We start from the raw sequence: 25911 nt of genomic DNA, 5'->3' as shown, positions 1-25911 counted from the left end.
TAACTCCTTTTATCATGGTGTAAAATAGAAATTTTTTTGATTTTACGTAACTTCTATTCACTATAGCTTGTTACACGATAGCATTGTAAAACCATACACCCATCCCGCCAATCAAAATCATTACAAGCATGGCTCTCGCAAAATTTTTCAAGCTTTCATTTTTCTCATCCACAGCTAGAACGATTAACGCAATGATATTTACAATTGGAATGACAAGGAGGAACAGAATAAAAACCCATCCCCCAAAGGATACTTGTTCGTTAATTCGAAACCCACCGCTACCATTATGGTTACGTTCGGATTCAATTCTTTTAGACTCAGCAGATGCTAACGATTGTCGAATGTTTGATTTATGTTTATACAATAAGGAGCCTCCTACTTTTCCTAATAAATGATAATTTAATTAGCTATAATGTAACCATATTGTATATAGTTGCTAAAATAAACCCTACTACGATAATAAGCAGTGCTGCTTTCGCAAAGTTCTTCAAGCTCTCATTTCGCTCTCCTGTTGCAAGTGCGATTAAGAAAATGATATTTATAAATGGAATAGCGATTAAAAGTAGAATCCCAAGCCATGCACCAAATGAAACATCTTCGTCATTAAGAAAGCTTTTCTGGGCTCTGTAATCTGCATCCATCTTTCTTGATTCTGCTTCCACCATCGTACGCTGCGAGTCATAGTTTCCATGATTCATCAAATTCCCCCTTTATAAACCCTATTCTATATTTCACACAAATATCCTTTTATTTGGTAAAATGAGTACGTCATCATCTATTTTAAATGAACAAGTATGAGAGGTAGAAATTCATTGTTTATTATTAAGCGTTCTCTATATTGAGGTGGTTGTAAAATGAAACTTAAGACTATAATAGCAATCGGAACACTTTCGACTTTAATAATTTTACTTATCTTTCAACAATTAGATGATAGGGACACTTCTGATTCTGACCATATCTATGTACTACCTGATGACGTTGATATTGACTTAAGTGGTGTGGAAGTAGGCGAAGCTGTGCCTAATTTTGAGTTAACAAGCTTAAATGGAGATAAAGTAAAACTATCTGATTTGCGAGGGAATAAAATCATGCTTAATTTCTGGGCAACTTGGTGTGAACCATGCAGAGATGAAATGCCAGATATGGTGAAGTTTATGAATTACTATTCGGACGAACCTGTAGAGGTATATGCAGTTACCACAGAAACAAACCAAGATCAAATCAGTAACTTTATTAATGAAATTGACGGTGTTAATTTTCCAATATTATTGGACACCTCAAGAATAGTAACTGCTGAGTATCAAATCATGACATTGCCAACCACTTATTTTATTAACTCAGAAGGAATCTTACAAATGCCAGCCCATATTGGTCCGTTAAGCTTTGAAGAAATGGTAGATAAAATGAATAGATTAGACTAATTCTATGCTACCTTACACGCTTTCTTGTTTATTTTTAATTGTAATGTAGCTACCAATTCCTAAGGCAATAAAGATTATTCCAGCTCCAATTCCCATGAAAACTGATATTTCAAATCCGTTAGCTATCAGTGAAATGGAAGCCAAAATAAGACCAGTTAAAACAAGGTACGAGAGTTTTTTGTTCTTAAAAAATGTAGACATAAAGAAGATAAAACCAAGAGCTACTGCAATGACCACTAAAATTAATAATGAAACGTGCATGAATACTTCGTTAAACAACATAATGCATCCCCCTAAAATCTGAGAATCTTAAATATGCAGGATTCCCCGAAATCCTCTAGCACTATAATAGGACTCCGCCCCATTGTGGTACACAAATACGGTATCATAGCGACGATCGCAAAATAGGGCGCCACCTAGGTCCCGGATTCGTTTCGGAGTTTGAATCCAGCTTGATGATTTTAAATCAAACGCTTCTATTTGTTGTAGATAACTATACTGCTCCTCATCTAATATTTGGATACCTATTTCATTTGCCAAATCTACTGCGCTGTTCTCTGGCTTATGTTTCTTCCGGGATTCTAAAGCCTCTCTGTCATAACATACACTTCGACGCCCTTTTGGACTTTCTTTAGAACAGTCGATAAATAGAATTTCCTTTGAACCATTTAACGTTACAACATCAGGCTCGCCACCTGACGCCTCCATCTTGGATAGCGTAACTAGCTTCTCTTCAGAACCTTCAAGAATTGTTTTAACATCTAACCAATCCACCTTTTCATGGCGATGTTGATTGACATTAAAGCGATCTTCTAGCGTTTCCAGTAAGTTCAACTTTTCATCCTGTGATAATGGCATATTTATGTTCAGCTCCTTTTAAGAGTAAATCCACCTTTTGTAATCCAAGTCTATCATATTTACCATATTTTTGGTTATCAATATTTTTGTATAAGAAGGTTTTTCCAAATGATTTATCGAAATATATAGGTAGAAAGAGAGGAGATTTATATGAAACCACCGATTGCAAAACGTATTCCCCACCCTCATGATTTGCATGGAGATGTGCGAGAAGACGATTATTATTGGATGAGAGACCGGAACAATCCGGACGTTATTGATTATCTTGAAGCAGAGAACCGTTATTTTGACGAGGTCATGACCCCGCTTAAAACACAAACCGATAAAATTTATGAGCGAATGATCGAACGTGTTCCTGACTCTGAATCTGAGGCACCTGTTCAACATGGTAACTTTTTTTATTACTCGAGAATTGATAAAGACCTGCAGTATTCTATGCATGCACGTAAAAAAGCGGCAAGTCGCGAGCAGTTAGCGGATGCTTCTGAAGAAGTGACTCTCGATGTGAACGAGTTAGCGGAAACGAGTGACTATCTAAATGTTACGATTCAACGGGTAAGCGCTGACCATCGTTTGCTTGCATACTTAGAAAATCGAGACGGTTCCGATCGTTACACCCTTAAAATTAAAAATCTCGAAACGGGTGAACACTTAGCAGACACGATTCCGAACGTTTATTTATTTGGTAGTATGGAGTGGAGTTATGATGGACAATATATCTTTTACGTAACCGTTGATGAACAACAGCGCCCTTATCGTCTATGGCGTCATCAATTGGGGACGAATATTGATCAAGATGAACTTATTTACGAAGAAGTAGACACTACGTTTGTGTTACATATTTTCAAATCACAAAGTGGGAAATTTATTTTTGTAGAAACACGTTCAAAAACCACGACTGAAATGCACATGATTGATGCCCATGATCCTCAATCTGGAATTCAACTAATTGATGCTCGCCGCAAAGGAATTGAATATGATGTGGAGCACTGGGGAGATGACTTGCTGATTTTGACTAATGAAGGCGCGGTGAATTTCCAACTGCTGCGATGTCCCTTAGACAACTTACAATTCCGTGAAAATGTTGTTGCTTATAATGAAAACCGTTATCTTCTCGCTATGTATCCGTTTCGTGATAGCTTGTTTCTATATGGACGCGAAAATGGTTTAACGCAAATTTGGTATGTGAAAGACGGCGAATTAGTTAAATTGGAGTGGGATGAGCCTCTCTACACCGTCTCGGTCGAATCTGGACAAAGCTATGAAGCAGAAGAAGTGATCGTTCACTATCAATCGCTACTTACTCCGAAAACAACTTATAGCATCTCTTTAAAGACAGGTGAAAGGCATCAACTACAAGTAGCACCTGTCAGTGGGGACTACGATCCTTCCGATTACCGTCAAGCGCAGTGGTGGGCAAAAGCTGACGATGGAGTAAGTGTGCCGATGACCGTGGTTTACCGAGAAGGGGCACTCGATTCTGGAACAGCACCGTTGATTCTTGATGGATACGGATCATACGGTGCCACGGAAGACCCTCATTTTAACCCATACCGACTTCCGGTGTTAAATCAAGGAGTTGTATTTGTGACTGCTCAAGTCCGTGGTGGCTCTGAGATGGGTCGACATTGGTATGAGGACGGAAAAATGCAGCAAAAGCGTAATACATTTACTGACTTTGTTGCAGTCGCTAATTATTTAATTAATGAAGGGTATACAACACCAGGTCAATTGGCTGCGGTTGGCGGCAGTGCTGGTGGGATGTTGGTTGGTGCGGTTGCTAATATGGCAGGCAATTTGTTCAAAGTCATTGTGCCGGCAGTACCGTTTGTCGATGTCGTTACAACGATGCTCGATGAAACAATTCCACTTACTACATTAGAATGGGATGAATGGGGCGACCCGCGTACGAGGGATGACTATTTTTATATGAAGTCCTATAGTCCTTACGATAATGTCGAAGCCAAAGCCTATCCGCATTTATATATCACCACTGGTCTTAATGATCCCCGTGTCGCTTTTTGGGAACCAGCTAAATGGGTTGCTCGCCTACGAACATTTAAGACAGATGACCATACGATTGTATTGAAAACGAATATGGGTGCCGGGCATTACGGCGCTTCTGGTCGCTTCAATCATTTGAAAGAAGCGGCAGAAACGTATGCGTTTGTTTTAGATAAAATTGGTGTGACAGTGGAATAATTTTTTCATATGTGAGGTGGTCATTAACTAATGGCCACCATCAATTTTATAATGTGGAAGAGATATGCTCGGAAATCTTCTCTTATGTTCCAAACTCAGTACTTATGTGCGAGAATTACCAAAGTATGTGCGAAAGTCTGGACGTTATGCACGAAAGTGATAGGAACATGTCCGAAAGTCATACATTAACGACGATACTTCCACTTTATCCACAAATCTTATTCCTCGAAACTACTTGCCTTCCCCTACAGCCAAACCACCTATCTGCGTGATATACTTACTACACTTACTTATTAAAAACAAAGGATGATTCCCCATGCTTACACAAGCCACCGACAAACTTAATGAATTCTTCGGTTATTCCTCCTTCAGACATGGTCAAGAAGAGGTAATTAATCATATTTTACATAAACAAAACACACTCGCTATCATGCCAACTGGTGGAGGTAAATCGCTATGTTACCAGATTCCGAGTCTTGTTTTAGATGGAACCGCAATCGTCATCTCCCCTCTCATTTCCCTAATGAAAGACCAAGTGGATGCGCTAGATACGGTTGGAATTCCAGCTACATATATTAATAGTTCCCTTAGTAATGAAGAACAACAATCTCGTCTTCAAGCGATGGTAAACGGAGAATACAAGCTTGTTTATGTGGCACCAGAGCGTTTTGAATCGGGCGTGTTTTTTCGGTCATTGAACAGAATGAAACTATCCTTGATCGCTTTTGATGAAGCGCACTGTATCTCCCAGTGGGGTCATGATTTTCGCCCAAGTTACAGGTCAATTGTCCCGACTATTCAAAAGCTTTCAAACCAAGCTCCTTATATCGCACTGACCGCAACAGCTACCCAGACAGTGATTGAAGATATTAAACATCTTTTAACAATCCATAATGATCATGCAGTAGTAACTGGATTCAGCAGAGATAACTTGAGTTTTAATGTCGTCAAAGGTGCTGATAAAAGGGATTATGTGATGAATTTGATCAAGAATCTAACTGGAGAAGCGGGGATTATCTATGCACCGACTAGAAAAACGACCGACCAGCTTTATACCTTTTTAAAAGGAAAAGGAATCAAAGCAGGAAAATATCATGCAGGACTTTCTGAATACGAGCGAAAAGAAGCTCAATCTGCTTTCACAAACGATGACCTTCAAGTGATGGTTGCAACGAACGCCTTTGGAATGGGAATCGATAAATCAAACGTCCGTTACGTCATTCACTATGCCTTGCCAATGAATATTGAGTCTTATTACCAAGAAGCGGGACGAGCTGGGCGAGATGGCATTGATAGTGAATGTCATTTGTTGTTCGCGCCTCAAGATGTTCAGCTTCAGAAATTCCTAATTGAACAATCTTCACTGGAAGAGGAAAAGAAATCACAGGAATATAGAAAACTACAAGACATGATCGACTTTTGCCACACGACATCTTGTTTGCAGCAATATATTTTAGATTACTTTGAAGATGTGGAAGCAAGTGAGCCTTGTGGAAAGTGCAGTAATTGCTTGGACGATCGCAAGCAAGAAGATGTGACCAAAGAAGCACAGATGATTATCTCCTGTGTCAAACGAATGGGCGAACGATTCGGCGTTTCTATGACTGCCAAGGTGTTGAAAGGATCCAAGAGCCAAAAAATAATCGATTTTAATTTTCAAAACCTATCAACCTATGGACTGCTCAAACAATATACAGAAAAAGAGATTTCCCAATTGATCAACTATTTAGTAGCTGATCGGTATTTAACGATTACAGATGCCCAATTCCCAGTGTTGAAATTAACCAAAATGTCCGTAGCAGTATTAAAAAATGAAGAACTTGTCTACATGAAAGTTCAAGAAACGAAGAAACCTTTGGAAACAAGCTTTTCAGAAGAAGTGTTCCAAGCTTTACGTGAATTACGTAAATCAATTGCCGACGAGCAGGAAGTACCTCCATTTGTCGTCTTCTCCGATGCAACGTTGAAGGAGCTAGCAGGGCAACTACCTGGAACGAAGTCGGATATGCTTCAAGTTAAAGGAATTGGCGTACGGAAATATGAGCAATATGGGGAACTGTTTTTAGACAAGTTGGATGAATTCAGGAACGCACATGAAAAAAATGAGGATGTTGTCACAGAAGTAATTCCTACTTTTGAGAAAAAATCAACAGCAGATGATCGACCTAGCCATTTGATATCATTAGGTTTTTATCAAAACGGCAGCACAATCGAGGAAATCGCAAAAGAACGTGGGTTTTCAACCATTACAATTGAAAAGCATCTCTTTAAGGCTTACCAAGAAGGGTATGAATGGGATCTCGATCAGTTATTCTCAGAAGAAATTGAACGGCATGTATTAGCTGAAGTAGAAGGGGTTACACCTTCTGAGATAAAATTGAAACCGATTAAAGAAACACTTGGAGACGATGTAAGTTATTTTATGATTAGAGCAGTGTTGGTGAAGCATGAGTTATTAAAGTAGAGATAATTAGGAAAGGGAACTATGAACGGATTCCTTTTTTAATAGAATTTAATTTTTTAAAACTATCTATATTTCTTTATAAAAAGAGTTTTTCTTGTTCTACTAGAGGAGGGAGAGTCTATATGGACCGGAGCCGTGAAGAAGAAGTTATTCGCAATTACCAAGAAGGCGAAAGAATGATGATCTTGATATTCGCCCAATGGTGCATCAATCATGAATTAGATCCTGTAGTTATTTATAAAGAAGCCTATCCATATCAGGAAGTTAATAAAGAACTGACCGATGCCTTAGAACTAACCGTGTCAAGGTACGAGTCAGATTATATTGATTCGGAAACTGTGCTTGAAGTGTTATCTCTCTATGGAAATGACGACCTTGCTTTTGTGGTTTCTGAGATTATAGCTCATAAGAAATTGAAGTAAACTACTATATAAAGACCACATATTCTTGTAGAGCTTAATAAAAGCACCTTACCCATGTTTGACTGAAGTTAAATCTTCCCTTCAGTAACAACGGGTATGGTGCTTTTTACTATCATTCTATAATTCGCTTTTTCCTCAAAATTATTTATAATCGGCTAGTTTAAATGCTTCTACCTCAACTCATCATCCAGCGGTACAATTTGTTCATCCAGTACCTTTTGCCACTCACGCTTCATCATTTGTGGATACTGAAATGGTTTTACGTCAGGGTGTTGGGTCTTAAATGTCTCATAATCTTTACTTTCGATGATGCTCTTCATATTCGGAATCGAATCCATTCCGATCATGTACTGAACGGCTGAGGCATATAGTTCATTAGTTGAAACACACCAGTACGTACTGAATCCTTCGACAATTATTTCTTTTTTGCCCGTAAAGTAACTGCGTTTCACTGCGAATATATCATCCTCATCCGCAATTTCCTCTTCATCAATAGCATTCAAAATCTCCCGATAGACATCTTTTACGGTTTCAGCCTTATTTAATTTCTGAAGAGCTTTTTCGATCTCGTCACGTACATCGGGATTATTAGCTTCATAGGTTCCTAGTAACTGATCGATATAGCTTGAATCAATGTCGTATAGCTTAGCTTTGTCATTACTGTAGAAGGTTAACTCAGAAAAGTCAGGTTCTTCCTCAGGATCCTCTTCACTAGCAACCTTTACTAACGACCCTTTCACTGTTTCATAAACTCCAACTTCTTCTTTTAAGACATCCACCTGTTGTTGCAAGGTTTCTGATGTGTACATGTCGTTATTATAGCTATCATAAGTGACTAAAGCTTCGTACGCGTTATTTAACTCCTGGAAGGCTTTCACATAGTCTACACGGGTTTCAATTGACGCTTGTTCATCAATTTCTCCCTCATTCTCAACGATATGCACGAATTGTTTGTGAGCCTTTTTGAAACGTTTCTTAGCAGAATCATAGCTTGGATAGATTAATCCGGATTCTTCTTTGACTTCCGAATACAGCTTGGTTGCTTTTGCCACATTCTCTTCCATCGTAAATGGCTTACGGTAAGTGACAATAAGCCCTTTTGTCTTATCTGGATACGTCCGATTCGTTCTTGAGAATGCCTGGATCAATCCAGCATATTCAAGATTCCGATCCACAAATAATGTTTGAATAGTTGGGGCATCAAAGCCTGTCAATAAACGATCCACAACGATAACTAAATCCACCTGACGCCCATGCTGTTTAAATTCCGCACGCTTTCTGGCCAACCGGTTGTTAATATCGCCGTTGTAACGTTCAATATCTTGTAGAGACCAGGCAGTTTGGTAGTATCGGTTATAATCATCGATAATCTCCTGCATTTCTTCCTGTTGCTCCATGGCATTTTCCGTATTCTCATCTAAAGAGTACGTAATCGCAATACGGGGGAAATCCGGGTCATCCATAGTACGCCCTTCTCGAATTGGTCGGTCTGGGAATACTTGATCCATCCAATTATCCTCTTTTGTCATGGCTTTAATAGCATGGTAATAACGCTTGGCCATATCAATGGAGCTAGTTGTGAGAATAGCTGATTTTGTCGGCTTTCCATTCTTAAAATCAAACTTGGTATACGCATTGTCTGGACGAAGAATTTTCTTGATGACTTTATCAATATGTCCATCCAGTTCATAAAAGCTCTTGTTGATATACGTTTCCTTCTCAATACCGGACATCTCATCAATTTCTTTGTTAATAGATTCAGCTGAGCTATTGCTATAGTTTTCATTATCCTGAAGTTTACTATAAATCAAATTATTCAACGATACAGGTTCAACGGTCGTTTCGTGCTCCACTTGAAAACCAAGGACTGAGGCGTCTTCCAATGCGTTTTTGATCGTATAGGTGTGAAGAACTTCCCCATATTGATCATGGGTCGTTCTGGCCAGTTTCCCTTTTGCCTGTTTTTTGTTCTCTTCAAAGATCGGAGTTCCTGTAAAGCCAAACCATGTAGAGTTCGGAAAGAAAGCTTTGGTCTCTTCCATATTCTCGGCACTCAATGCACGGTGACATTCATCCACGATGAACACAATATGCTGGCCCATCAGTTTTTGATATCGATTCGACCCCTTTTGTTCTTCCTGCATCTTTGCATGCTTTAAAGCTGCATCCAGTTTCTGACGAGTCGTGACTATAACGACATTCGAGTTCGCATCAGCAAGAAGTGTTTTACTTAACTCCTGAGAACTACCGGTTCCGACAATTAAACTGTTGGCAGGGCTGTTTCCTGAAGAAATCCCAGTATTAAATTCTGAAGCAAACTTGGTAAATTCATTGGTCGTCTGATTGTCCAAGTCTTTCCGGTCGACAAGCATTATTGTCCGGTCGATACCTGACTTCTTAGCCAACAGTTTCGTCGAAACAAAACTTGTGAGTGTCTTCCCAGATCCCGTGGCGTGCCACACATAACCAGACTGATGCTTATTGGCTGCAGTAAATAAAGCTTCAATGGCGTGAATTTGATAAGGCTGCAACACCACCAGGGTTTTGTTGTCCTGATCTTCACTGACAATCGTATAGTTAGCGATCAATCGATGTGCATCCGGAATATTCAGTGCCTGTTTACAAAACTCGTAAAGGTTCTCCACTTTCTTGTTATCCTTCGTTCGCCAACTGAACATGAATTTCTTGTGCATATTCTTTGGCATGGCATTCGCGAAATACCTTGTAGTCTGTTCATTCGAGACAACGAACAATTGTAAAGTGGAAAAAATATTGTTTCGGAACACGCCTTCTTCAGAGTATTTCTTAATTTGGTTAAAGGCTTGATAGACGCCGTCTTTCGCCGTTACTTTTTTTAGTTCGATCTGCACGATTGGGAGCCCGTTGATAAGAAGCGTCACATCAAAACGACGATCTCTACCTTCACCTGTAGCACTCTTTTTCGCAATTTGATTGACGACTTCATAACTAGAGATTCCGCCACCAATATCCTGATTGGAGTAAAGGATGAGTGAAACGAAGCCCAAGTCACTGTTCTCACGCTCAATCGTAATCCGGGCAATACCATTCTCCCCTTTTAACCATTTGGCAGCATCAAAAGGCGTTTGCGTGCGTAAAAGCAATTCTGTCTTGATCGCCTCAAACTCTTTATCTGTTAACAGATGGTCACCGAGTTCAGAAAGATTATTCTGTGTGATCTTTTGCCGAAGGTTTTTCCAAAGATCGGCTTCGGATTTTAGGTCATCACGAAACGTCCACTGGTTATAGCCTTCTCCTAGTACCTCAATCAGATGGTTCTCAATTTCAGCCTCCGAACGATGTGATAGATTTTGCATATGTATCACCTCCTAAACGAACATTTTTTGTAGGAATCCTTTTTTGGTTTCTTTTAATAGATCGAGTTCTTTTTCGTGAATAGCGATTGTATCGTCGAGTTTTTTGAAGAATTCTCCTATTTTTTGTTGTTCCACTATTTCACTAGGTAACTTTAATTCTGTTTCAAAAAAATCTTTTGGTGATATGTTTAGTAATCCATGGTTACGTGCCCCTTCCGAAGCACGTTTCATAACTTCCCTATGCCACTTATTAGTGTTGTAATAAGATAATAGAAAATCTGAATTTACGTTTACCGGTTTAAAAGCTATATATAATGTTGACAAAGCACCTTTTTCATGTAAATCAAGTCTTCTAATTACACCAAGCGGATATCCTTGTGAATAACTTTTGTTGTATGCAAATTCTCCTTTTTTAATTAGAAAATAATTACTCATATCTTTACTGGCTACCTGTTTATTAAAGAAGATATTTTGATCTATAAGTCCAAATTGAGCTGAAATAGTTAAGGGTAAAGTAGATTCTAAGTCTTTATTTTTTCTTGTAATTCTTTCTACTATAGAGCCTAATGTCACAGGATTCCACTCCCCATGAAACCCACCAAACCGAACCTCAGGCACACGTTCGCCATCTTTCGGAAACATCTTCTGCAAAAATCCTTGTTTGCTTTCTTTTAATAATTCGATTTGGTGTTGTTGAAGGGTGATTCGGTCGTCGAGTTGCTTGAAGAATTGACCGATTTTTTGTTGTTCTTGCTTTTCAGGCCTTATGACTTCAATCTCTAAATATTCAGAAGTTCTTAAATGCACCTGAGTTGAACCATTTTTTTTCTGAGAAATAATTTTCCGGAATTTTTCAGAGTTCGAATAAGAAATCAAAAAATTTTCATTTGTATCATGTCTTAATGTCAACTTATAGACTCCTTGAGGCATCAAATATTTTTCTTTTCTTCCATATACCTTTACTATTCTTCCCATATTCGGCGCACTTGGAACTAAGTCTCTTAAGGCGGTTACCAAGTCATTATTATAGACAGCTGAACTGATGTTCTTCTCAAAGAAATATTCATTAATATGCTTACTACCAGATAAGTTAGCAATTCCACTTGAATTAACAGCTCCTTTTGGAACTGTTGCTATACCCGTAGATACGTAATCAGTTGGACCTATTGAAGCTCCACCATAAGCTTTTTCCACTAGATCTCTTAATTTAGAACGTTCCCAATCCCCCTTATAACCAACAAATCGAATGACTGGTATTTTACTATTTTTCATAATTAAACACCTCTATTGCCCCTTGAATCCACGCAACATCTTCTTCGCTGTATTTCATAGAAGAAATATCTTCAAACAAACTCTTTTGCAACACTTTTTTACTCTGTTGAATTTCTTTCATTTCAGTACCAACAACTTTCATATCCACAGGTTCTTCTTCTTCAAACGTATCAACGTATCTGGGGATATTTAAGTTATAGTCATTCTCTTTAATTTCATCAAACGTCGCAAGGTGAGCGTATTTATCGATACTTTCACGCTTATTGTAAGTATCAACAACCTTCTCTATATTCTCTTTTGTTAACTTATTCTGATTTTTACCTTTGATAAATTCCCGACTAGCATCGATAAATAATACATCACGCGTACTGCGGTTCTTCTTCAAAATCAAAACAGTCGTTGGAATCGATGTTCCAAAGAATAAATTTGGTGGCATACCAATAACTGCATAAATACTACCGTCTTCCAACAACTTTTTACGGATTACACTTTCTGCAGCCCCTCTGAATAGAACTCCATGAGGGAGAACAATTGCCATCGTACCTGTTTCTTTTAAGTGGTAATAACCATGTAAGACAAAGGCAAAATCAGCCTTCGATTTCGGAGCGAGTTTGCCGTAACGGTTAAAACGCGAATCATCTAGGAATGTAGTATCGGCAGACCACTTCGCTGAATAAGGTGGATTCATGACAACTGAATCAAATGTGTATGGTTCATCCGTTGGCCAATCCTTATTCAGTGTATCTCCATTACGAACCCTCATTTCTTCCGGATCCACACCATGCAAGATCAAGTTCATCTTAGCCAAGTTAAAGGTTGTTGTATTTAATTCCTGGCCGTGATACTTCACTTTATCTGGGTGGTTGAGGTAATTCCGCACATTCAGCATCAATGACCCTGAACCCATCGTCGGGTCAAATACACTGAACCACTTTTTATCTTCCTGACCAATCGCTACTATCTGTGACATCATGTCAGAAACCATGTGGGGTGTGTAGAACTCCCCTGCTTTTTTTCCGGCTTCAGATGCAAACTGGCCAATTAAATATTCGTAAGCATCCCCAATAACATCACCTTCATAGCCTATAAGGTCAACATCATTGAGCTTTTTTACTACATCCGTCACTGTCACATTACGCTGTTGATCGTCTGAGCCGAGTTTCTTAGACTGTAGATCTACATCGTCAAATAAACCACTGAAAGCGTCATACTTTGTGGAAAGCTGGATAAACGCTTTATTCAAATCGTTTAACTGAAAGACATTCTTCTTCGCTTGTTTTGCAAGCACGTTAAACAAATACGCCGGTTCAATATCATAACCAAGTGTATCCACCAATGTCGCAATCAAGTCTTCTTTAGTATCTTCATCAGTCAACAAATCTTGATAGAGCTCTGTTTGTTTTTCGGGTGTATCATATGTATCTATCGGTTCATCCGCCAGTTCAACTACCTTTAACAATAGCTTATCAGACAGATACTTGTAGAAGATTAAACCCAACAAATAGTTCTTATACTCTGAAGCATCCATTTTACTGCGAAGGTTATCCGCAGCACTGAATAGTTTTTGATTTAATTCTGTTCCCATTACTTAATCGCTCCTATGTCTATATCTTTTTTAAGTTTTATAACTAGCAAGAGTTACTATCAGATTTTTTGTCCATAAAAAACCTTTATTCAACAATAATTGATTAATAATAACTTATACTTTAATTTTATCAGATTTCACACCGATTATCTGTGCATTTTTTTGATTAAATGTGATAGCCATAAAAGGAATACCTGATACCGCTTTTTTTACCTTTGTACATACAAAAACGCTTCAGGGCTATCCCGAAGCGCGTTTAAATAAATTCATTTCAAAGCTGGTCAATCTTCTTTACAATCGCAAAATTGTTTGTTTAAAAGCATATGACCAAATTACTGCTATTCTACACTCCTTTTAATCTTCATTAATTTCAACAAAATCCGCATCTATTATATCTGTTTGATCAGATTTATAAGACTCCACATCTGCAATAGGTAGTTGTATTAAATAATTTTTAAGCCTTATTGCTGAAGGTTTAAAGGTTGCGTATGTAAGACCGCCTGATATAACTCCTCCAATAAGAGGTATTACCTTACCTACTGATTTAGCGAAAACTTCCTTAGTCATTTTTACGCCCAATCTCTCTGCAATTTTCTTAACTATAGGATAAATTGTGCCCTTTGTAAGAGCTCGCTTTGCAATATCCTTTTCTACTTTTACTACTGCAACTTTAGCCAACTTGCTGACCGCAACGTTCGCTGAATTCACACCAAACATCACTCCTAAGAAAAGTGTTAGTTGGTTGGTAGTTTCATCATCAAATTCCTCATTAGCGTTATATAATTCTTTCCATCCAAATAAATATACAAGTTTCTGTACGATACGAACTATATGTGCAAAATATTGTGCTGTGTCTGCAGGAACTGTTCCAGCTAGAGCAATACCTCCTGGAATACCTGCAGCCCCTGATAAGAAAGTTACTTTATTTGTTTCATAATTTATACAAGATTTTGCTATCTGTTCTATTTTTTCTTTTGGGATTCCTGCAGCTGCTGGATTCTTTTCAATTGCCAAATTAACTACACTTTTTGGATAATAGATCGATAATTCTTTTCTTAAGAAATCATTTCTATTAATTTTCACACCAGGTAAGTTCATTGCTGATTTCAACACTGCAAAAAAATGACTTTCATTTGACACTTCAGTTGTATTTGTCATATCGACTCCACCAAATTCTTGACTTGTTAGTAAATTATAACACTATTATTTCATAAATTTTCAAAAAACTTAATTAAACTTCAAAAATTCTCGATGTTCTAATGTTTCCGAACAACCTCCGTAACGCTCTCCACATGATTACTCTGTGGAAACATATCAACAGGTTGAATCTGCTTTGCTTCATAACCGCCTTCATCCAAGTATTTAAGATCGCGCGCCAACGTAGAAGGGTTACAAGAAACATAGACAATTCGCTCTGGGTTCATGTCGATCATCGCTTGAAGTAAGTCTTCATCGCAGCCTTTACGTGGTGGGTCGACTACAATGACATCCGGATTGAGACCTTGCGATTTCCACCACGGCATTACTTTTTCCGCTTCTCCGACGTAGAATTCGGCATTATCGATATGATTGCGTTTAGCGTTATCCTTAGCATTATCAACAGCCTGGGGTACAACTTCTACGCCATAGACTTTCTTCGCATGTTTGGCTAGGAAGAGTGAGATGCTGCCGATTCCACAATAAGCGTCGATTACAGTTTCTTTTCCGCTTAATTCAGCAAACTTCAACGCTTGCTGGTAAAGTTTTTCCGTTTGCTCCGGGTTCACTTGGTAAAATGACTGGGACGAGATTGAAAACGACAGGTCTTCCACATAATCAGTAATTTCCGCATCCCCGAACAGGGTTCTGCTATCTCGACCTTGAATCACGTTTGTCTGCTTTGGATTGTGATTATGGATAATGCTTTTAATTTGAGGGCTGATCGCACGGATCTTTTCGACTAATTGCTTTTCTTTCGTTAGGCCTTTCGTGCGACTGACCACGACTACCTGCACATCGTCGGTATGATGACCAGAACGCACTACGATGTGCCTGATTTCGCCTTTGTGATGGTGTTCATCATAAGGTTCGATGCCTAGTTCCTCGATAATCCCTTTCATCTCTCGAATAATGAGATCGTTTATATCTGTCTGAACTGGACATTGTTCCAAATCGATAATCTGGTGACTCCGTTTTTGATAAAAGCCCGTGACAACTTTCCCATTTTGTTTCCCGACAGGAATCTGAGCCTTGTTGCGATAATTCCATGGGTTGTCCATTCCAATCGTTGGATGGACAGGAACGTCAGGTAAGTGAGCAATTTTCCGCATGACATCTTGTACTTGCTTTTGCTTCATATTCAACTGAAGTTGGTAGCTCATATGTTGGATCTGACACCCTCCACATTGATAAAAGACTTCACATGGGGGTTCTACTCGCTCTTCACTAGCTTCAAGCACGTCAATTAATTTGCCGAACGCAAAATTCTTCTTCACTTTAATTATTTTCACATTTGCTTTCTCACCAGGCAGACCATATGGAACAAAAATTGGATAGCCATCAAGCTTTGCTACTCCATCCCCTTCATGAGTCAAATCAGAAAAGGTAACGTCTATAAATTCATTTTTCTCTACTGGTGCAGTTTGTTTAGCCATGTGTATCCATCCTTATCCATTGATGATTAATTATGTAGAGTATCATTTAATAAAGCAAAAAAGAGGTCACTTTTAGACCCCTTTTACGCATTATCTTCCTCTTCTTCTGGTAAGAAAAATTCAATATGTTGGTAGAGATTTTCAAAAGTTCCTGGTAGCTTCCCACCATATTCGCCATCTAAATTCAAATGAACTTCATTCTGAGACTCTACTTTGATCGTCTGTGCATGCTTATAAATTATATGATCACTATCAATATGTTGTCCACGTAAGGCTTTATTCGCAACGGTTACAGCTTCTGCCATATTGATTTTCTTTAAAATCAACAAATCAAAATACCCATCATCCATCTTTGCTTTTGGAGCAAGCTTTTCAAATCCACCAATCGAATTTGTATTAGCGACTAGAAAAAGCATCATGTCGTCGTCAAAAACTTCTCCGTCATACTCTATTCGAACTCGAGTTGGCTTGATGGAAGGTAACATTTCTACGCCTTTTAAATAATAAGCTAATTGCCCGAGGACAGTCTTTAACTTACTAGGTACTTCATACGTTAGCTCTGTCAATTTGCCCCCACCAGCTATATTCATGAAATGATGGTCATTTACGCGTCCAATGTCGAGTTTTTTGGAGTATCCATTAATAATTATATCCATGGCTTTCTCCACATCACGTGGAATATGAATTGCTCGCGCGAAATCATTGGTTGTGCCCATTGGAATGATCCCTAGCTTCGGTCGATAAGATTGTTTTGCCATCCCATCTACCACTTCGTTAACGGTACCATCCCCACCAGCAGCAATGACAATATCATATTTGCGTTCACAAGCAGTAATGGCAGCGTCAATCGCACATCCCGCTTTTGTCGTCGCATGTGCAGAAGCTTCATATCCTGCCTGTTCTAAGCGTTCCAATACAACAGGAAGCGCTTTTTTCATTGCTTCTCTTCCTGCTGTTGGGTTATAAATTAATCGTGCGCGTTTCAGCTCCATAGACTCACCTTCGTTTCTATTCATCTATTTCTACTATACTTCTATCAAACTAATTGATCCACTCTAAGACTTCCATTCGATTGCCAAATGGATCGCTTAAATAAATTCGTTTGGCTCCTGGAAGTTTTTCATCAGATTGATAGGGCACACGATGTTCATCAAGATGTTGTAACAAGGCATCTAAGTCATCCACTTCTAGAGCTGGATGTGCTTTTTCAGCTGGATGAAATGGTTCTTCTACTCCCACATGGATTTGTTGGTCGCCAAAAGCGAACCAAACTCCTCCATTTTTTCTTAAAGCCTCTGGTTTCTCTACCTCTTCAAAACCTAATACTCCACTAAAAAACTGTCTTGCTTCTGGCTCTGTATCTCTAGGTGCTGCTAATTGTATATGATCAATCCGTTTAAATCGAAACGACATATGACTAATCCCCTCTCACCTATAAATGTAAAAAACCTTTATCGTTTATCCATTTCTTCAATTAAAATCTTATTTACCTTTGGTGGGTTGGCTTGACCTTTTGTTTTCTTCATCACTTGTCCTACTAAGAAACCAAGTGCGCGGTCTTTACCGTTTTTATAATCCTCGATCGATTGTTGGTTCGCATCTAACACTTCTGTAATGATTTCCGTTAATTGATTTTCATCTGAAATTTGCACTAGTCCTTTTTCTTTCACGATTTCTTCAGGATCGCCACCATTTTTCAGTAGTTCTGTGACTACTTTCTTAGCCATCTTAGAGGAAAGTGTTCCAGCATCAATTAATTTAATCATTTTCGCTAGAGATTCTGGTGTAATCTCTAAATCTTGAAGCTCTACTTGTTGTTTATTCATGTGTGCTGAGATATCGCCCATCAACCAGTTTGTAGCTTGTTTCGCATCGGCACCTTCTTTAATGGCAGATTCAAAGAAATCGGACATTTCCTTCGTATTCGTTAATACTCCGGCATCGTAGGAGTCTAAACCAAGTTCTCCGACATAACGTTTTCGACGCTCATCTGGTAATTCAGGAATAGAATTTTTAACCCGAGCTTTCCACGCTTCATCAATGTATAGAGGTACTAAGTCTGGCTCAGGGAAATAACGATAATCATCTGAACCTTCTTTCACACGCATTAAAATTGTTTCTTTTGTTTTCTCCTCATAACGACGCGTTTCCTGAAGGATTTCTCCTCCTTGGCGAAGAACTTTTTCTTGGCGTTTTTCTTCAAACTCAAGTCCCTTTTGCACAAATGTAAATGAGTTTAGGTTCTTAAGTTCTGTTTTCGTACCAAATTCATCTTGGCCATATGGACGTAACGAAAGGTTGGCATCACAACGTAGGGAACCTTCTTGCATTTTTACATCAGAAACGCCTGTAAATTGAATAATATTACGTAACTTCTCTAAATATGCATATGCTTCCTCTGGCGTTCTAATATCTGGCTCGGAAACAATTTCTACAAGTGGCGTACCTTGACGATTGTAGTCAACGAGTGAATAACCATCTTCTCCATGTGTTAATTTTCCAGCGTCCTCTTCTAAGTGCAGACGAGTGATTCCAATTTTCTTCTTTTCGCCATTCACTTCAATTTCAATCCAACCATTTTCCCCGATCGGCTGATCAAATTGAGAGATTTGGTATGCTTTCGGATTATCTGGATAGAAATAGTTCTTACGATCAAATTTAGTGTTTGTAGCTATTTCACAATTTAGTGCCATAGCAGCGCGCATCGCATAGTTAACTGCTTCTTCATTTAAAACAGGTAAAACGCCGGGATACCCGAGATCAATCGGATTAATATTGCTGTTTGGCTCATCTCCAAAAGCGTTGGCACTTGGGCTGAAAATCTTTGAGTTTGTTTTTAATTCTACGTGGACTTCTAGGCCAATAATCGTTTCAAAGTTCATTATTTCGTACCTCCGATCTCAGGACGCTTCGTGTGGTAATCCGTTGCTTGTTCAAATGCATGTGCCGTGCGATAAACTGTGCTTTCATCAAAATGTTTTCCGATAATCTGAAGTCCAATTGGCATCCCGTTATCTTCATGGAATCCACAAGGAACAGAAATCGCTGGTACTCCAGCTAAGTTGACTGGGATAGTTACAATATCGTTTGCATACATCGTTAAAGGATCTTCAATTTGCTCACCGATTTTAAAAGCTGTAGTTGGAGCAGTTGGGCCAATGACTACATCAAAGTCTTCAAATATATTTTCAAAATCACGTTTTATTAACGTACGAACTTGTTGTGCTTTTTTATAATAAGCGTCATAGTATCCTGAGCTAAGTGCGAAAGTACCTAACATAATACGACGTTTCACTTCGTCTCCAAACCCTTTACTACGAGACTTCGTAAACATTTCCATCATATCTTTTGCATCGTCTGCGCGGCGACCATAACGAACCCCATCAAAACGTGCTAGATTCGCTGATGCCTCTGAGGAAGCAATCATATAATATGTTGCAATTGCATATTTAGAGTGAGGTAAGGAAACTTCTTCCCACTCTGCACCTTGGTTTTCTAAAACTTTTAATGCTTCATGAATCTTTTCTTGTACTTTTAAGTCTACGCCTTCACGGAAATATTCTTTCGGAACGGCAATCTTAAGTCCTTTTACATCACCTGTTAGGGCTTCTGTAAATTTAGGTACTTCGATATTAGCACTCGTAGAGTCCATTTCGTCTTCTCCAGCAATCACTTCTAGAATACGTGCATTGTCCTCTACCGTCCTTGTGATCGGGCCAATTTGGTCTAAAGAAGAAGCAAATGCTACTAAACCAAAGCGCGATACACGTCCGTATGTAGGCTTCATGCCAACTACTCCACAATAAGATGCTGGTTCACGCACAGAACCACCTGTATCAGAACCTAAAGAGAAAGGTACTTGTCCTGCAGCAACTGTTGCCGCTGAACCACCACTTGAACCTCCTGGAACATAGTCCAAATCCCATGGGTTACGTGTGATTTTCATGCTGGAGTTCTCTGTAGAAGAACCCATTGCAAATTCGTCCATGTTTAATTTACCTATGTTTATTGATTTTGCTTCTTTTAATTTATGAATAACAGTAGCATCATATAATGGATCGTCTAAATTAGATAACATTTGGCTAGAACAAGTCGTTCGAATTCCTTTGGTCATAATATTATCTTTTATTCCTAATGGAACACCAAAGAGAGGGAATTTCTTTTCATCTATTCCTTCTTCATCTAGTCGTTTCGCTTCTTTTAAAGCTTCTTCTTCGTTTAAAGTTACGAAGGCTTGTACTTTAGCTTCCGTTTCTTTAATACGTTCATAAGATGCTTTCACGATATCTGTTACAGAAATTTCTTTTGAATTTAACTTTTCTTGCATTTCTTTAATTGATAAATCTAATACTGACATGACTGATCCTCCCTATTAATCCAAAATAGAAGGCACGCGGAACTGGCCGTCTAATTGATCTGGTGCGTTGTTTAATGCGTCTTCCTTTTTGATCCACTCTTTTGCTTCATCTTTACGCATCACGTTTTTCATATCTAATACGTGCGTCGTCGGTTCTACATCCGTTGTATCTAATTCGTTTAGCTGTTCAGAGAAATTCAAAATAGAACTTAACTGGTCTGTATATCTCTCCAGTTCCTCTTCAGAAAACTCTAACCTAGCAAGTTTTGCAACGTGCTTTACATCATCTTTTGTTATCTTTGTCATTACTTGCACCCCCGTACTTTTTCACGCTTCACAATACTTTCAATCATAGCAAAAAAACCTATATAATAGCAACGATTCCCTATTGTTTATTTCATGACTATTTCCCGGGAAATATCGGGAAGCGTAAGATATATTGTTGTTTTATTATAATTACATAAAAAAAGGCTCACTAGTTAAGCGTGAGCCTTTTTTAAGTAAATTATTCTACTGTAATGGATAATCCATCTACTAATAAAGAAGGAGCACCCACTGTCGAACCTTTAAATGTTAAATCAGAACCTACTTCACGCACTTGGTTTAACAAATCATAAAAGTTTCCTGCAACAGTCATTAAATTCGTTGCATACTGCTGCTTTCCGTCTTTCACATAATACCCGTTCGCAGCAAGTGAGAAATCACCCGAGACTGGATTCACTCCTGAGTGCAACCCTTGTAAATCAGTAATAATGATTCCTTCATCAACGGATTTAACGAGTTCCTCATATGACTTTGTTCCAGGATTCAAATAGAAGTTAGATGGTTCCACACCGATCGAACTTTTATAAGAAGCTCTAGAAGCATGCCCGGTTGTTTCCATTCCATCTTTTTTGGCTGTCTTGCGGTTATGGAATAATGTAGTTAAAGAGCCGTTATCCACTACTGTTAACCGCTTCGAACCAACACCTTCTCCATCGAATGTTCTACTACCTAATCCATTTTCAAGAAAAGGATCATCAATTAAGGTGATATTATCTCCAGCGATTTTCTCCCCTACTTTGTCTTTCAGTTTTGATAATCCCTTATGCGCAGTTTCCGCTGAGAAGTTAGATGTGAAGGTTGCTAATAAGCTACTTACTGCATCATACCGAAGAACAACAGGGTAATTGTCGCTTTCTACAGCTTTTGGATTTAAATAAGATACCGCTTCCGCTACTGCTTCTTCTGCACACGTTTTAGCATCTAGCTTGCTCCAGTCATGTACAACATTCACATAAGTACCTGATTTCTTCACATCATTCTCTTTCACAATTACCATTAAGAAAAAGAATAAGAAATTCTTGTGATCCTCAAGTTCCAAACCTTGTGTATTAAACATAGCTGTTTTCAAATCTTGCCTTTGTACTTGGAAGAAGTTCGTTCCTACGACACGCTCATCTGCCGCATATAATTCCCGGTCAAAATCTTTTAGAAAAGAAATGATTTCATCGTTTGTCAGCTGTGAAATTTCATTAGAGACGAAGTTCATTTGTTCGTATGCTCCATCACCAGCATAGATTTCATTTTGTTCTTTCTCTTCAATGATTTTCGCGTTTTCAATAGCATTTTCTATTAAAAAGTCAATGGAAGTTTCATCGATTTTTTCTGTGTAAGCATAACCAATTTTTCCTTGATAGTTCCCTCTAAGCGATACACCGATCTTTTCTTGCGTGGAAAATTGATCTACTTCACCTAAATCCAACTGGCAGTTTAACCCTTCACTTGACTCGTAATACAATTCGATATCATCAAACCCTTGAGTTTGCCCCTGTTTAAATAACTGATCTTTAAATGCTTTTATATCCATCTACGCTTCCTCCTTTCGACCACCGACAGTGATTTCACTCACTCTAAGTGTCGGTTGACCAACATTAACTGGAATACTCCCGCTTAGTGACCCACACATACCTGCACCATGACCTAAGTTATTACCAACCATATCAACAGCCTGAAGAGATTTTGGACCATTTCCGATCAATGTCGCTCCTCGAACTGGACGGTCAATTTTTCCGTTTTTAACTAAATACGCTTCATTGACTGCGAAATTATAATCACCTGTCGCCGGGTTTACGGAACCTCCGCCCATGTACTTCGCGTAAATTCCATCTTCTGTATTCGCAATAATTTCTTCAGGAGTAGACTCCCCATTAGCGATATAGGTGTTCGTCATACGAGAAGTTGGTGCATAGCGATACGACTCTCTACGACCAGATCCTGTCGAAGGGGTATCCATGATGCGACCATTTAATTGGTCCACTAGGTATCCTTTTAAAATTCCATTTTCGATTAACACATTTTTCTGAGTAGGATTTCCTTCATCATCTATATTGATTGATCCCCACTCATTTTTTATTGTCCCATCATCAATATATGTGACGATATCTGGAGCTACACGCTGTCCTATTTGATTGGAGAAAACAGATTTCCCTTTCGCAACTGAGGTCGCTTCTAATCCATGTCCACAAGCTTCGTGGAAAATAACCCCTCCGAATTCATTGTCGATAACTACTGGGAATTTACCACTCGGACACGGATCCGCACCAAGATTTGTTACAGCAATTCGTGCCGCTTCTTTTGCATAATGGTTTAAGTCCATATTTTCCATAAACTCGAAACCTTGTAATCGACCAGGCCCATAAGATCCCGTCTCCATGTCACTTTCGTTCGACGCGACGGCGGATATCGCTAGTCGGCTATGCACTTGTTGGTCTTCGATAAATTTCCCATCCGAATTCGCGATGAGTACATTTCTTTCTTCATCCATGTATCTTACAACTACTTGAGAGATCGCGTCGTGATAGCTAGTAGCGATATTTGACGCGTTTTTCATTACGGCAACTTTGCGTGCTTTTTCAACTGTTTGAGGCATTTGAAGGATCGGGTGAAGCTGTTGCGCTCGCTCTGACTTCAACTCCGAAGCTTTCAATTGGCCTTCCCCTTCAATTGCTTGTGCAGCATTTTTAGCTGTTTTCAATAAACTGTCGCGCGAAAAGTCCGTTGTGTATGTATACGCACTACGAAAACCTTTATAAACACGTATTCCAACACCAAAATCTCTTCCTGATAAACTTTTATCAATGATCCCGCTTTGAAGCGAGATATTATTCTTAAACGTGTCTTCTACAAATACCTCTGCGAAATCACCGCCTGTTTGTAATGCCTGGCTGATGACATCTTGTACAACTGATTTACTTAACATGAAACTCCTCCTTTTAGTTGGATACCTAAATGTTAATCGATTGAAGTTGAAATGAAAGCATTTGGAAGTTGGATTTCATCTCCGTCTAGAGGTGGAAATTAATTTATGATTAAAAACATTCAGATTTGTGTGACAGATACCCTATGTTTATTCTATAATAATATTTAGGATTTCGAAATATATTTGAGGAGGAATTTTAAAAAAATGGCAAAAAGATTAAACCGCTCGGAAGTACCTGAAGAGCAAACGTGGAATTTAAAGGATCTGTTTGCTTCCAATGATGAATGGGAGCAAGCTTTAAATGAATTGGAAAATCTCGTACCTGAAGTAACACAATATAAAGGAAAATTACATGAAGGCGCAGAACAATTATTAGGTTGTTTGGAGGCCCAAGCAGAACTACAGAAGAAAATGATCTTAGTTGGAACTTATGCCAATTTGCGTTCATCTGAGGATGGCACAGACCCAGTCAATCAAGCGAATGCTGGGAAATTAGCTCAAACTGGGGCGAAGATTAGTGCCCAAGTCTCCTTCTTTGATTCAGAAGTGCTTGCCTTGCCTGAAGGAACAGTCGAAAGATATTTACAAGAAAATAGTGAGTTAGAAGTTTTTCGCAACTCATTAGAAGATTTATTGGAAAGAAAGCCATATACTTTAGCACCTGAAACAGAAGAAGTCTTAGCATCATTAAGTGAAGTTCATCAGGCACCATATATGATTTACCAACGTAGTAAATCCTCTGATATGGACTTTGACTCGTTTACTACAAAAGATGGCGAAGAGTATTCGAACTCATTCGCTTTGTTTGAAGATGAATATGAGTTAACACCTAATACGGAAGTGCGCCATAAGGCTTATCATTCTTTTGTCGATACTCTAAAACAGTACCAAAACACGTACGCTGCAACCTATGCAACAGAAGTGAAAAAGCAAGTCACTTTATCACGAGCTCGCGGATATAAAAATGTCACGCAAATGTTGCTCCAATCGCAAAAAGTATCTGAGGAAATGTATCACAATCAATTGGATACGATCCAAAAAGAATTAGCACCGCATATGCGCAGATTCGCAAAGTTAAAGCAGAAAATGTACGGACTGGAGAAGCTGTCGTTTGTAGATTTGAAGGCGCCACTGGATCCAGACTTTGATCCTGCTTCCTCTTATGAAGAAGTTTCCGAGACGATTTTAAAATCGTTGGATCGAATGGGACCAGAATATCAGGAGATTATGAAGGAAGGCTTGTCAGATCGTTGGGTAGATTATGCTGATAATATCGGTAAATCAACCGGTGCATTTTGTGCGAGTCCATATGGCGTTCACCCTTATATATTACTGACATTCACCGGCAAGATGCGCGGAGCATTTATTTTAGCGCACGAACTTGGACACGCTGGCCATTTACACTTAGCAAATCAACACCAGCATGTATTTAACACACGTCCATCAACTTATTTCATCGAAGCACCGTCAACCATTAACGAATTACTACTTGCTGATCATCTATTAGAACAAACAGACGACCCACGCATGCGCCGTTGGGTTATCTTACAATTGCTCGGCACGTACTATCACAATTTCGTTACACACTTATTAGAAGGCGAATACCAACGCCGCGTTTACGACTTGGCAGAACAAGGCGTCCCACTGACGGCAGATGTATTGTCCAAACAAAAAGGAGAAGCACTCGAGAATTTCTGGGGCGATGCAGTTGAAATCGATGAAGGCGCGAAGCTAACCTGGATGCGTCAGCCACACTATTACATGGGCTTATATCCGTACACTTATTCAGCCGGACTCACAGCGTCAACCGCCGTTTTCCAGCTCTTTAAAGAAGAAGGCCAACCAGCAATCGACCGCTGGCTAGAAGTATTAAAAATGGGCGGATCCAAAACGCCGCAAGAACTCCTGAAATACGCTGGAGTCGACATGTCCACCCCAGACCCAATCAAAAAAGCCGTCGCATATGTCGGAACATTAGTAGACGAGCTTGAGAAGAGTTACGAATAGATTATTAATGACCCCCTTCGCTTGGTGCGGAGGGGGTTTTAGTTTATATTATACGAACTTCCCTTATCGATTGATTCTTTTTAATTCAGTCCGATTCTCTATCTGCGAAGTTCG

General features: G+C 39.0%; 21 protein-coding genes. 5 read left to right on the top strand and 16 right to left on the bottom strand.

What is annotated here, in order from left to right:
* Positions 1 to 70: 70 nt before the first annotated feature.
* The gene (locus G532_RS14905; RefSeq protein ID WP_035512693.1) at positions 71 to 364 is read right to left on the bottom strand and encodes a hypothetical protein; all 294 of its coding nucleotides are present in this window, start codon (positions 362 to 364) and stop codon (positions 71 to 73) included.
* Positions 365 to 407: 43 nt separating this feature from the next.
* The gene (locus tag G532_RS14900; RefSeq protein WP_035512690.1) at positions 408 to 698 is read right to left on the bottom strand and encodes a hypothetical protein; all 291 of its coding nucleotides are present in this window, start codon (positions 696 to 698) and stop codon (positions 408 to 410) included.
* 156 nt (positions 699 to 854) lie between these two features.
* Between G532_RS14900 and G532_RS0106630 the strand changes: the two genes are divergently transcribed.
* On the top strand, positions 855 to 1421 hold the full coding sequence (locus G532_RS0106630; protein ID WP_035512687.1) for a redoxin domain-containing protein: 567 nt from the start codon (positions 855 to 857) through the stop codon (positions 1419 to 1421).
* A 12-nt stretch (positions 1422 to 1433) separates the two neighbouring features.
* Here G532_RS0106630 and G532_RS0106625 read toward each other — a convergent pair whose 3' ends face one another.
* Both G532_RS0106625 and G532_RS0106620 read right to left on the bottom strand, forming a co-directional pair.
* Positions 1434 to 1703, bottom strand: a complete 270-nt coding sequence (locus tag G532_RS0106625) for a hypothetical protein (RefSeq protein ID WP_027964094.1) — start codon at positions 1701 to 1703, stop codon at positions 1434 to 1436.
* Positions 1704 to 1730: 27 nt separating this feature from the next.
* Positions 1731 to 2279, bottom strand: a complete 549-nt coding sequence (locus G532_RS0106620) for a DUF4256 domain-containing protein (RefSeq protein WP_035512685.1) — start codon at positions 2277 to 2279, stop codon at positions 1731 to 1733.
* A gap of 150 nt (positions 2280 to 2429) precedes the next feature.
* Between G532_RS0106620 and G532_RS0106610 the strand changes: the two genes are divergently transcribed.
* From G532_RS0106610 to G532_RS0106600, 3 genes are all read left to right on the top strand, one after another.
* Positions 2430 to 4481, top strand: coding sequence for a S9 family peptidase (locus tag G532_RS0106610; protein ID WP_027964091.1), 2052 nt, complete (start codon positions 2430 to 2432; stop codon positions 4479 to 4481).
* Between the two features lie 316 nt (positions 4482 to 4797).
* Positions 4798 to 6945 carry a DNA helicase RecQ gene (recQ, locus tag G532_RS0106605; RefSeq protein WP_027964090.1) on the top strand — a complete coding sequence of 716 codons (2148 nt, stop codon included), beginning with the start codon at positions 4798 to 4800 and terminating at the stop codon, positions 6943 to 6945.
* A 122-nt stretch (positions 6946 to 7067) separates the two neighbouring features.
* Positions 7068 to 7367 carry a hypothetical protein gene (locus G532_RS0106600; protein WP_027964089.1) on the top strand — a complete coding sequence of 100 codons (300 nt, stop codon included), beginning with the start codon at positions 7068 to 7070 and terminating at the stop codon, positions 7365 to 7367.
* 170 nt (positions 7368 to 7537) lie between these two features.
* Here the strand turns inward: G532_RS0106600 and G532_RS0106595 are convergent, their stop codons facing one another.
* The 12 genes from G532_RS0106595 to G532_RS0106540 form a co-directional block, all read right to left on the bottom strand.
* Entirely contained in the window at positions 7538 to 10702 is a 3165-nt protein-coding gene (locus tag G532_RS0106595) for a type I restriction endonuclease subunit R (protein ID WP_027964088.1), read from the bottom strand.
* A gap of 12 nt (positions 10703 to 10714) precedes the next feature.
* Positions 10715 to 11974, bottom strand: a complete 1260-nt coding sequence (locus G532_RS0106590) for a restriction endonuclease subunit S (RefSeq protein WP_027964087.1) — start codon at positions 11972 to 11974, stop codon at positions 10715 to 10717.
* Complete coding sequence (locus G532_RS0106585) at positions 11964 to 13559, bottom strand: type I restriction-modification system subunit M (RefSeq protein WP_027964086.1); 1596 nt, start codon at positions 13557 to 13559, stop codon at positions 11964 to 11966. The genes G532_RS0106590 and G532_RS0106585 overlap by 11 nt, the downstream gene beginning before the upstream one ends.
* Before the next feature lie 354 nt (positions 13560 to 13913).
* The gene (locus G532_RS0106580; RefSeq protein WP_027964085.1) at positions 13914 to 14717 is read right to left on the bottom strand and encodes a hypothetical protein; all 804 of its coding nucleotides are present in this window, start codon (positions 14715 to 14717) and stop codon (positions 13914 to 13916) included.
* 98 nt (positions 14718 to 14815) lie between these two features.
* The gene (gene rlmD, locus G532_RS0106575) at positions 14816 to 16192 is read right to left on the bottom strand and encodes a 23S rRNA (uracil(1939)-C(5))-methyltransferase RlmD (RefSeq protein WP_027964084.1); all 1377 of its coding nucleotides are present in this window, start codon (positions 16190 to 16192) and stop codon (positions 14816 to 14818) included.
* Between the two features lie 83 nt (positions 16193 to 16275).
* Positions 16276 to 17178: a diacylglycerol kinase gene (locus G532_RS0106570; protein ID WP_027964083.1), complete on the bottom strand. Its 903-nt coding sequence runs from the start codon at positions 17176 to 17178 to the stop codon at positions 16276 to 16278.
* Positions 17179 to 17233: 55 nt separating this feature from the next.
* Positions 17234 to 17605, bottom strand: a complete 372-nt coding sequence (locus G532_RS0106565) for a VOC family protein (RefSeq protein WP_027964082.1) — start codon at positions 17603 to 17605, stop codon at positions 17234 to 17236.
* Between the two features lie 38 nt (positions 17606 to 17643).
* The gene (gene gatB / locus G532_RS0106560; protein ID WP_027964081.1) at positions 17644 to 19074 is read right to left on the bottom strand and encodes an Asp-tRNA(Asn)/Glu-tRNA(Gln) amidotransferase subunit GatB; all 1431 of its coding nucleotides are present in this window, start codon (positions 19072 to 19074) and stop codon (positions 17644 to 17646) included.
* Positions 19074 to 20549 (bottom strand): Asp-tRNA(Asn)/Glu-tRNA(Gln) amidotransferase subunit GatA, encoded by a 1476-nt coding sequence (gatA, locus tag G532_RS0106555; protein WP_027964080.1) that lies wholly within the window; start codon positions 20547 to 20549, stop codon positions 19074 to 19076. Before gatA ends, gatB begins: the two co-directional genes overlap by 1 nt.
* Before the next feature lie 15 nt (positions 20550 to 20564).
* Positions 20565 to 20855: an Asp-tRNA(Asn)/Glu-tRNA(Gln) amidotransferase subunit GatC gene (gene gatC, locus G532_RS0106550; protein ID WP_027964079.1), complete on the bottom strand. Its 291-nt coding sequence runs from the start codon at positions 20853 to 20855 to the stop codon at positions 20565 to 20567.
* Positions 20856 to 21054: 199 nt separating this feature from the next.
* Entirely contained in the window at positions 21055 to 22398 is a 1344-nt protein-coding gene (locus G532_RS0106545) for a TldD/PmbA family protein (protein ID WP_027964078.1), read from the bottom strand.
* Positions 22399 to 23790 carry a TldD/PmbA family protein gene (locus tag G532_RS0106540; RefSeq protein WP_027964077.1) on the bottom strand — a complete coding sequence of 464 codons (1392 nt, stop codon included), beginning with the start codon at positions 23788 to 23790 and terminating at the stop codon, positions 22399 to 22401. It abuts the gene before it with no gap.
* Between the two features lie 204 nt (positions 23791 to 23994).
* On the opposite strand from G532_RS0106540, the gene pepF reads away from it, so the two are divergent.
* On the top strand, positions 23995 to 25797 hold the full coding sequence (gene pepF / locus G532_RS0106535; RefSeq protein ID WP_027964076.1) for an oligoendopeptidase F: 1803 nt from the start codon (positions 23995 to 23997) through the stop codon (positions 25795 to 25797).
* Positions 25798 to 25911 lie beyond the last annotated feature (114 nt).

This window comes from Halalkalibacillus halophilus DSM 18494, assembly GCF_000423105.1.
GTDB classification, from domain to species: Bacteria; Bacillota; Bacilli; order Bacillales; family Alkalibacillaceae; genus Halalkalibacillus; species Halalkalibacillus halophilus.
Note: the sequence above shows the minus strand (reverse complement) of the source record. Positions and strands in the feature narration are given on the sequence as shown.

Coding starts and splice junctions, on each gene's coding strand:
- G532_RS14900 (WP_035512690.1), bottom strand. CDS start 698: ATGAATCATGGAAACTATGACTCGCAGCGTACGATGGTGGAAGCAGAA.
- G532_RS0106630 (WP_035512687.1), top strand. CDS start 855: ATGAAACTTAAGACTATAATAGCAATCGGAACACTTTCGACTTTAATA.
- G532_RS0106625 (WP_027964094.1), bottom strand. CDS start 1,703: ATGTTGTTTAACGAAGTATTCATGCACGTTTCATTATTAATTTTAGTG.
- G532_RS0106620 (WP_035512685.1), bottom strand. CDS start 2,279: ATGCCATTATCACAGGATGAAAAGTTGAACTTACTGGAAACGCTAGAA.
- G532_RS0106610 (WP_027964091.1), top strand. CDS start 2,430: ATGAAACCACCGATTGCAAAACGTATTCCCCACCCTCATGATTTGCAT.
- recQ (WP_027964090.1), top strand. CDS start 4,798: ATGCTTACACAAGCCACCGACAAACTTAATGAATTCTTCGGTTATTCC.
- G532_RS0106600 (WP_027964089.1), top strand. CDS start 7,068: ATGGACCGGAGCCGTGAAGAAGAAGTTATTCGCAATTACCAAGAAGGC.
- G532_RS0106595 (WP_027964088.1), bottom strand. CDS start 10,702: ATGCAAAATCTATCACATCGTTCGGAGGCTGAAATTGAGAACCATCTG.
- G532_RS0106590 (WP_027964087.1), bottom strand. CDS start 11,974: ATGAAAAATAGTAAAATACCAGTCATTCGATTTGTTGGTTATAAGGGG.
- G532_RS0106585 (WP_027964086.1), bottom strand. CDS start 13,559: ATGGGAACAGAATTAAATCAAAAACTATTCAGTGCTGCGGATAACCTT.
- G532_RS0106580 (WP_027964085.1), bottom strand. CDS start 14,717: ATGACAAATACAACTGAAGTGTCAAATGAAAGTCATTTTTTTGCAGTG.
- rlmD (WP_027964084.1), bottom strand. CDS start 16,192: ATGGCTAAACAAACTGCACCAGTAGAGAAAAATGAATTTATAGACGTT.
- G532_RS0106565 (WP_027964082.1), bottom strand. CDS start 17,605: ATGTCGTTTCGATTTAAACGGATTGATCATATACAATTAGCAGCACCT.
- gatB (WP_027964081.1), bottom strand. CDS start 19,074: ATGAACTTTGAAACGATTATTGGCCTAGAAGTCCACGTAGAATTAAAA.
- gatA (WP_027964080.1), bottom strand. CDS start 20,549: ATGTCAGTATTAGATTTATCAATTAAAGAAATGCAAGAAAAGTTAAAT.
- gatC (WP_027964079.1), bottom strand. CDS start 20,855: ATGACAAAGATAACAAAAGATGATGTAAAGCACGTTGCAAAACTTGCT.
- G532_RS0106545 (WP_027964078.1), bottom strand. CDS start 22,398: ATGGATATAAAAGCATTTAAAGATCAGTTATTTAAACAGGGGCAAACT.
- G532_RS0106540 (WP_027964077.1), bottom strand. CDS start 23,790: ATGTTAAGTAAATCAGTTGTACAAGATGTCATCAGCCAGGCATTACAA.
- pepF (WP_027964076.1), top strand. CDS start 23,995: ATGGCAAAAAGATTAAACCGCTCGGAAGTACCTGAAGAGCAAACGTGG.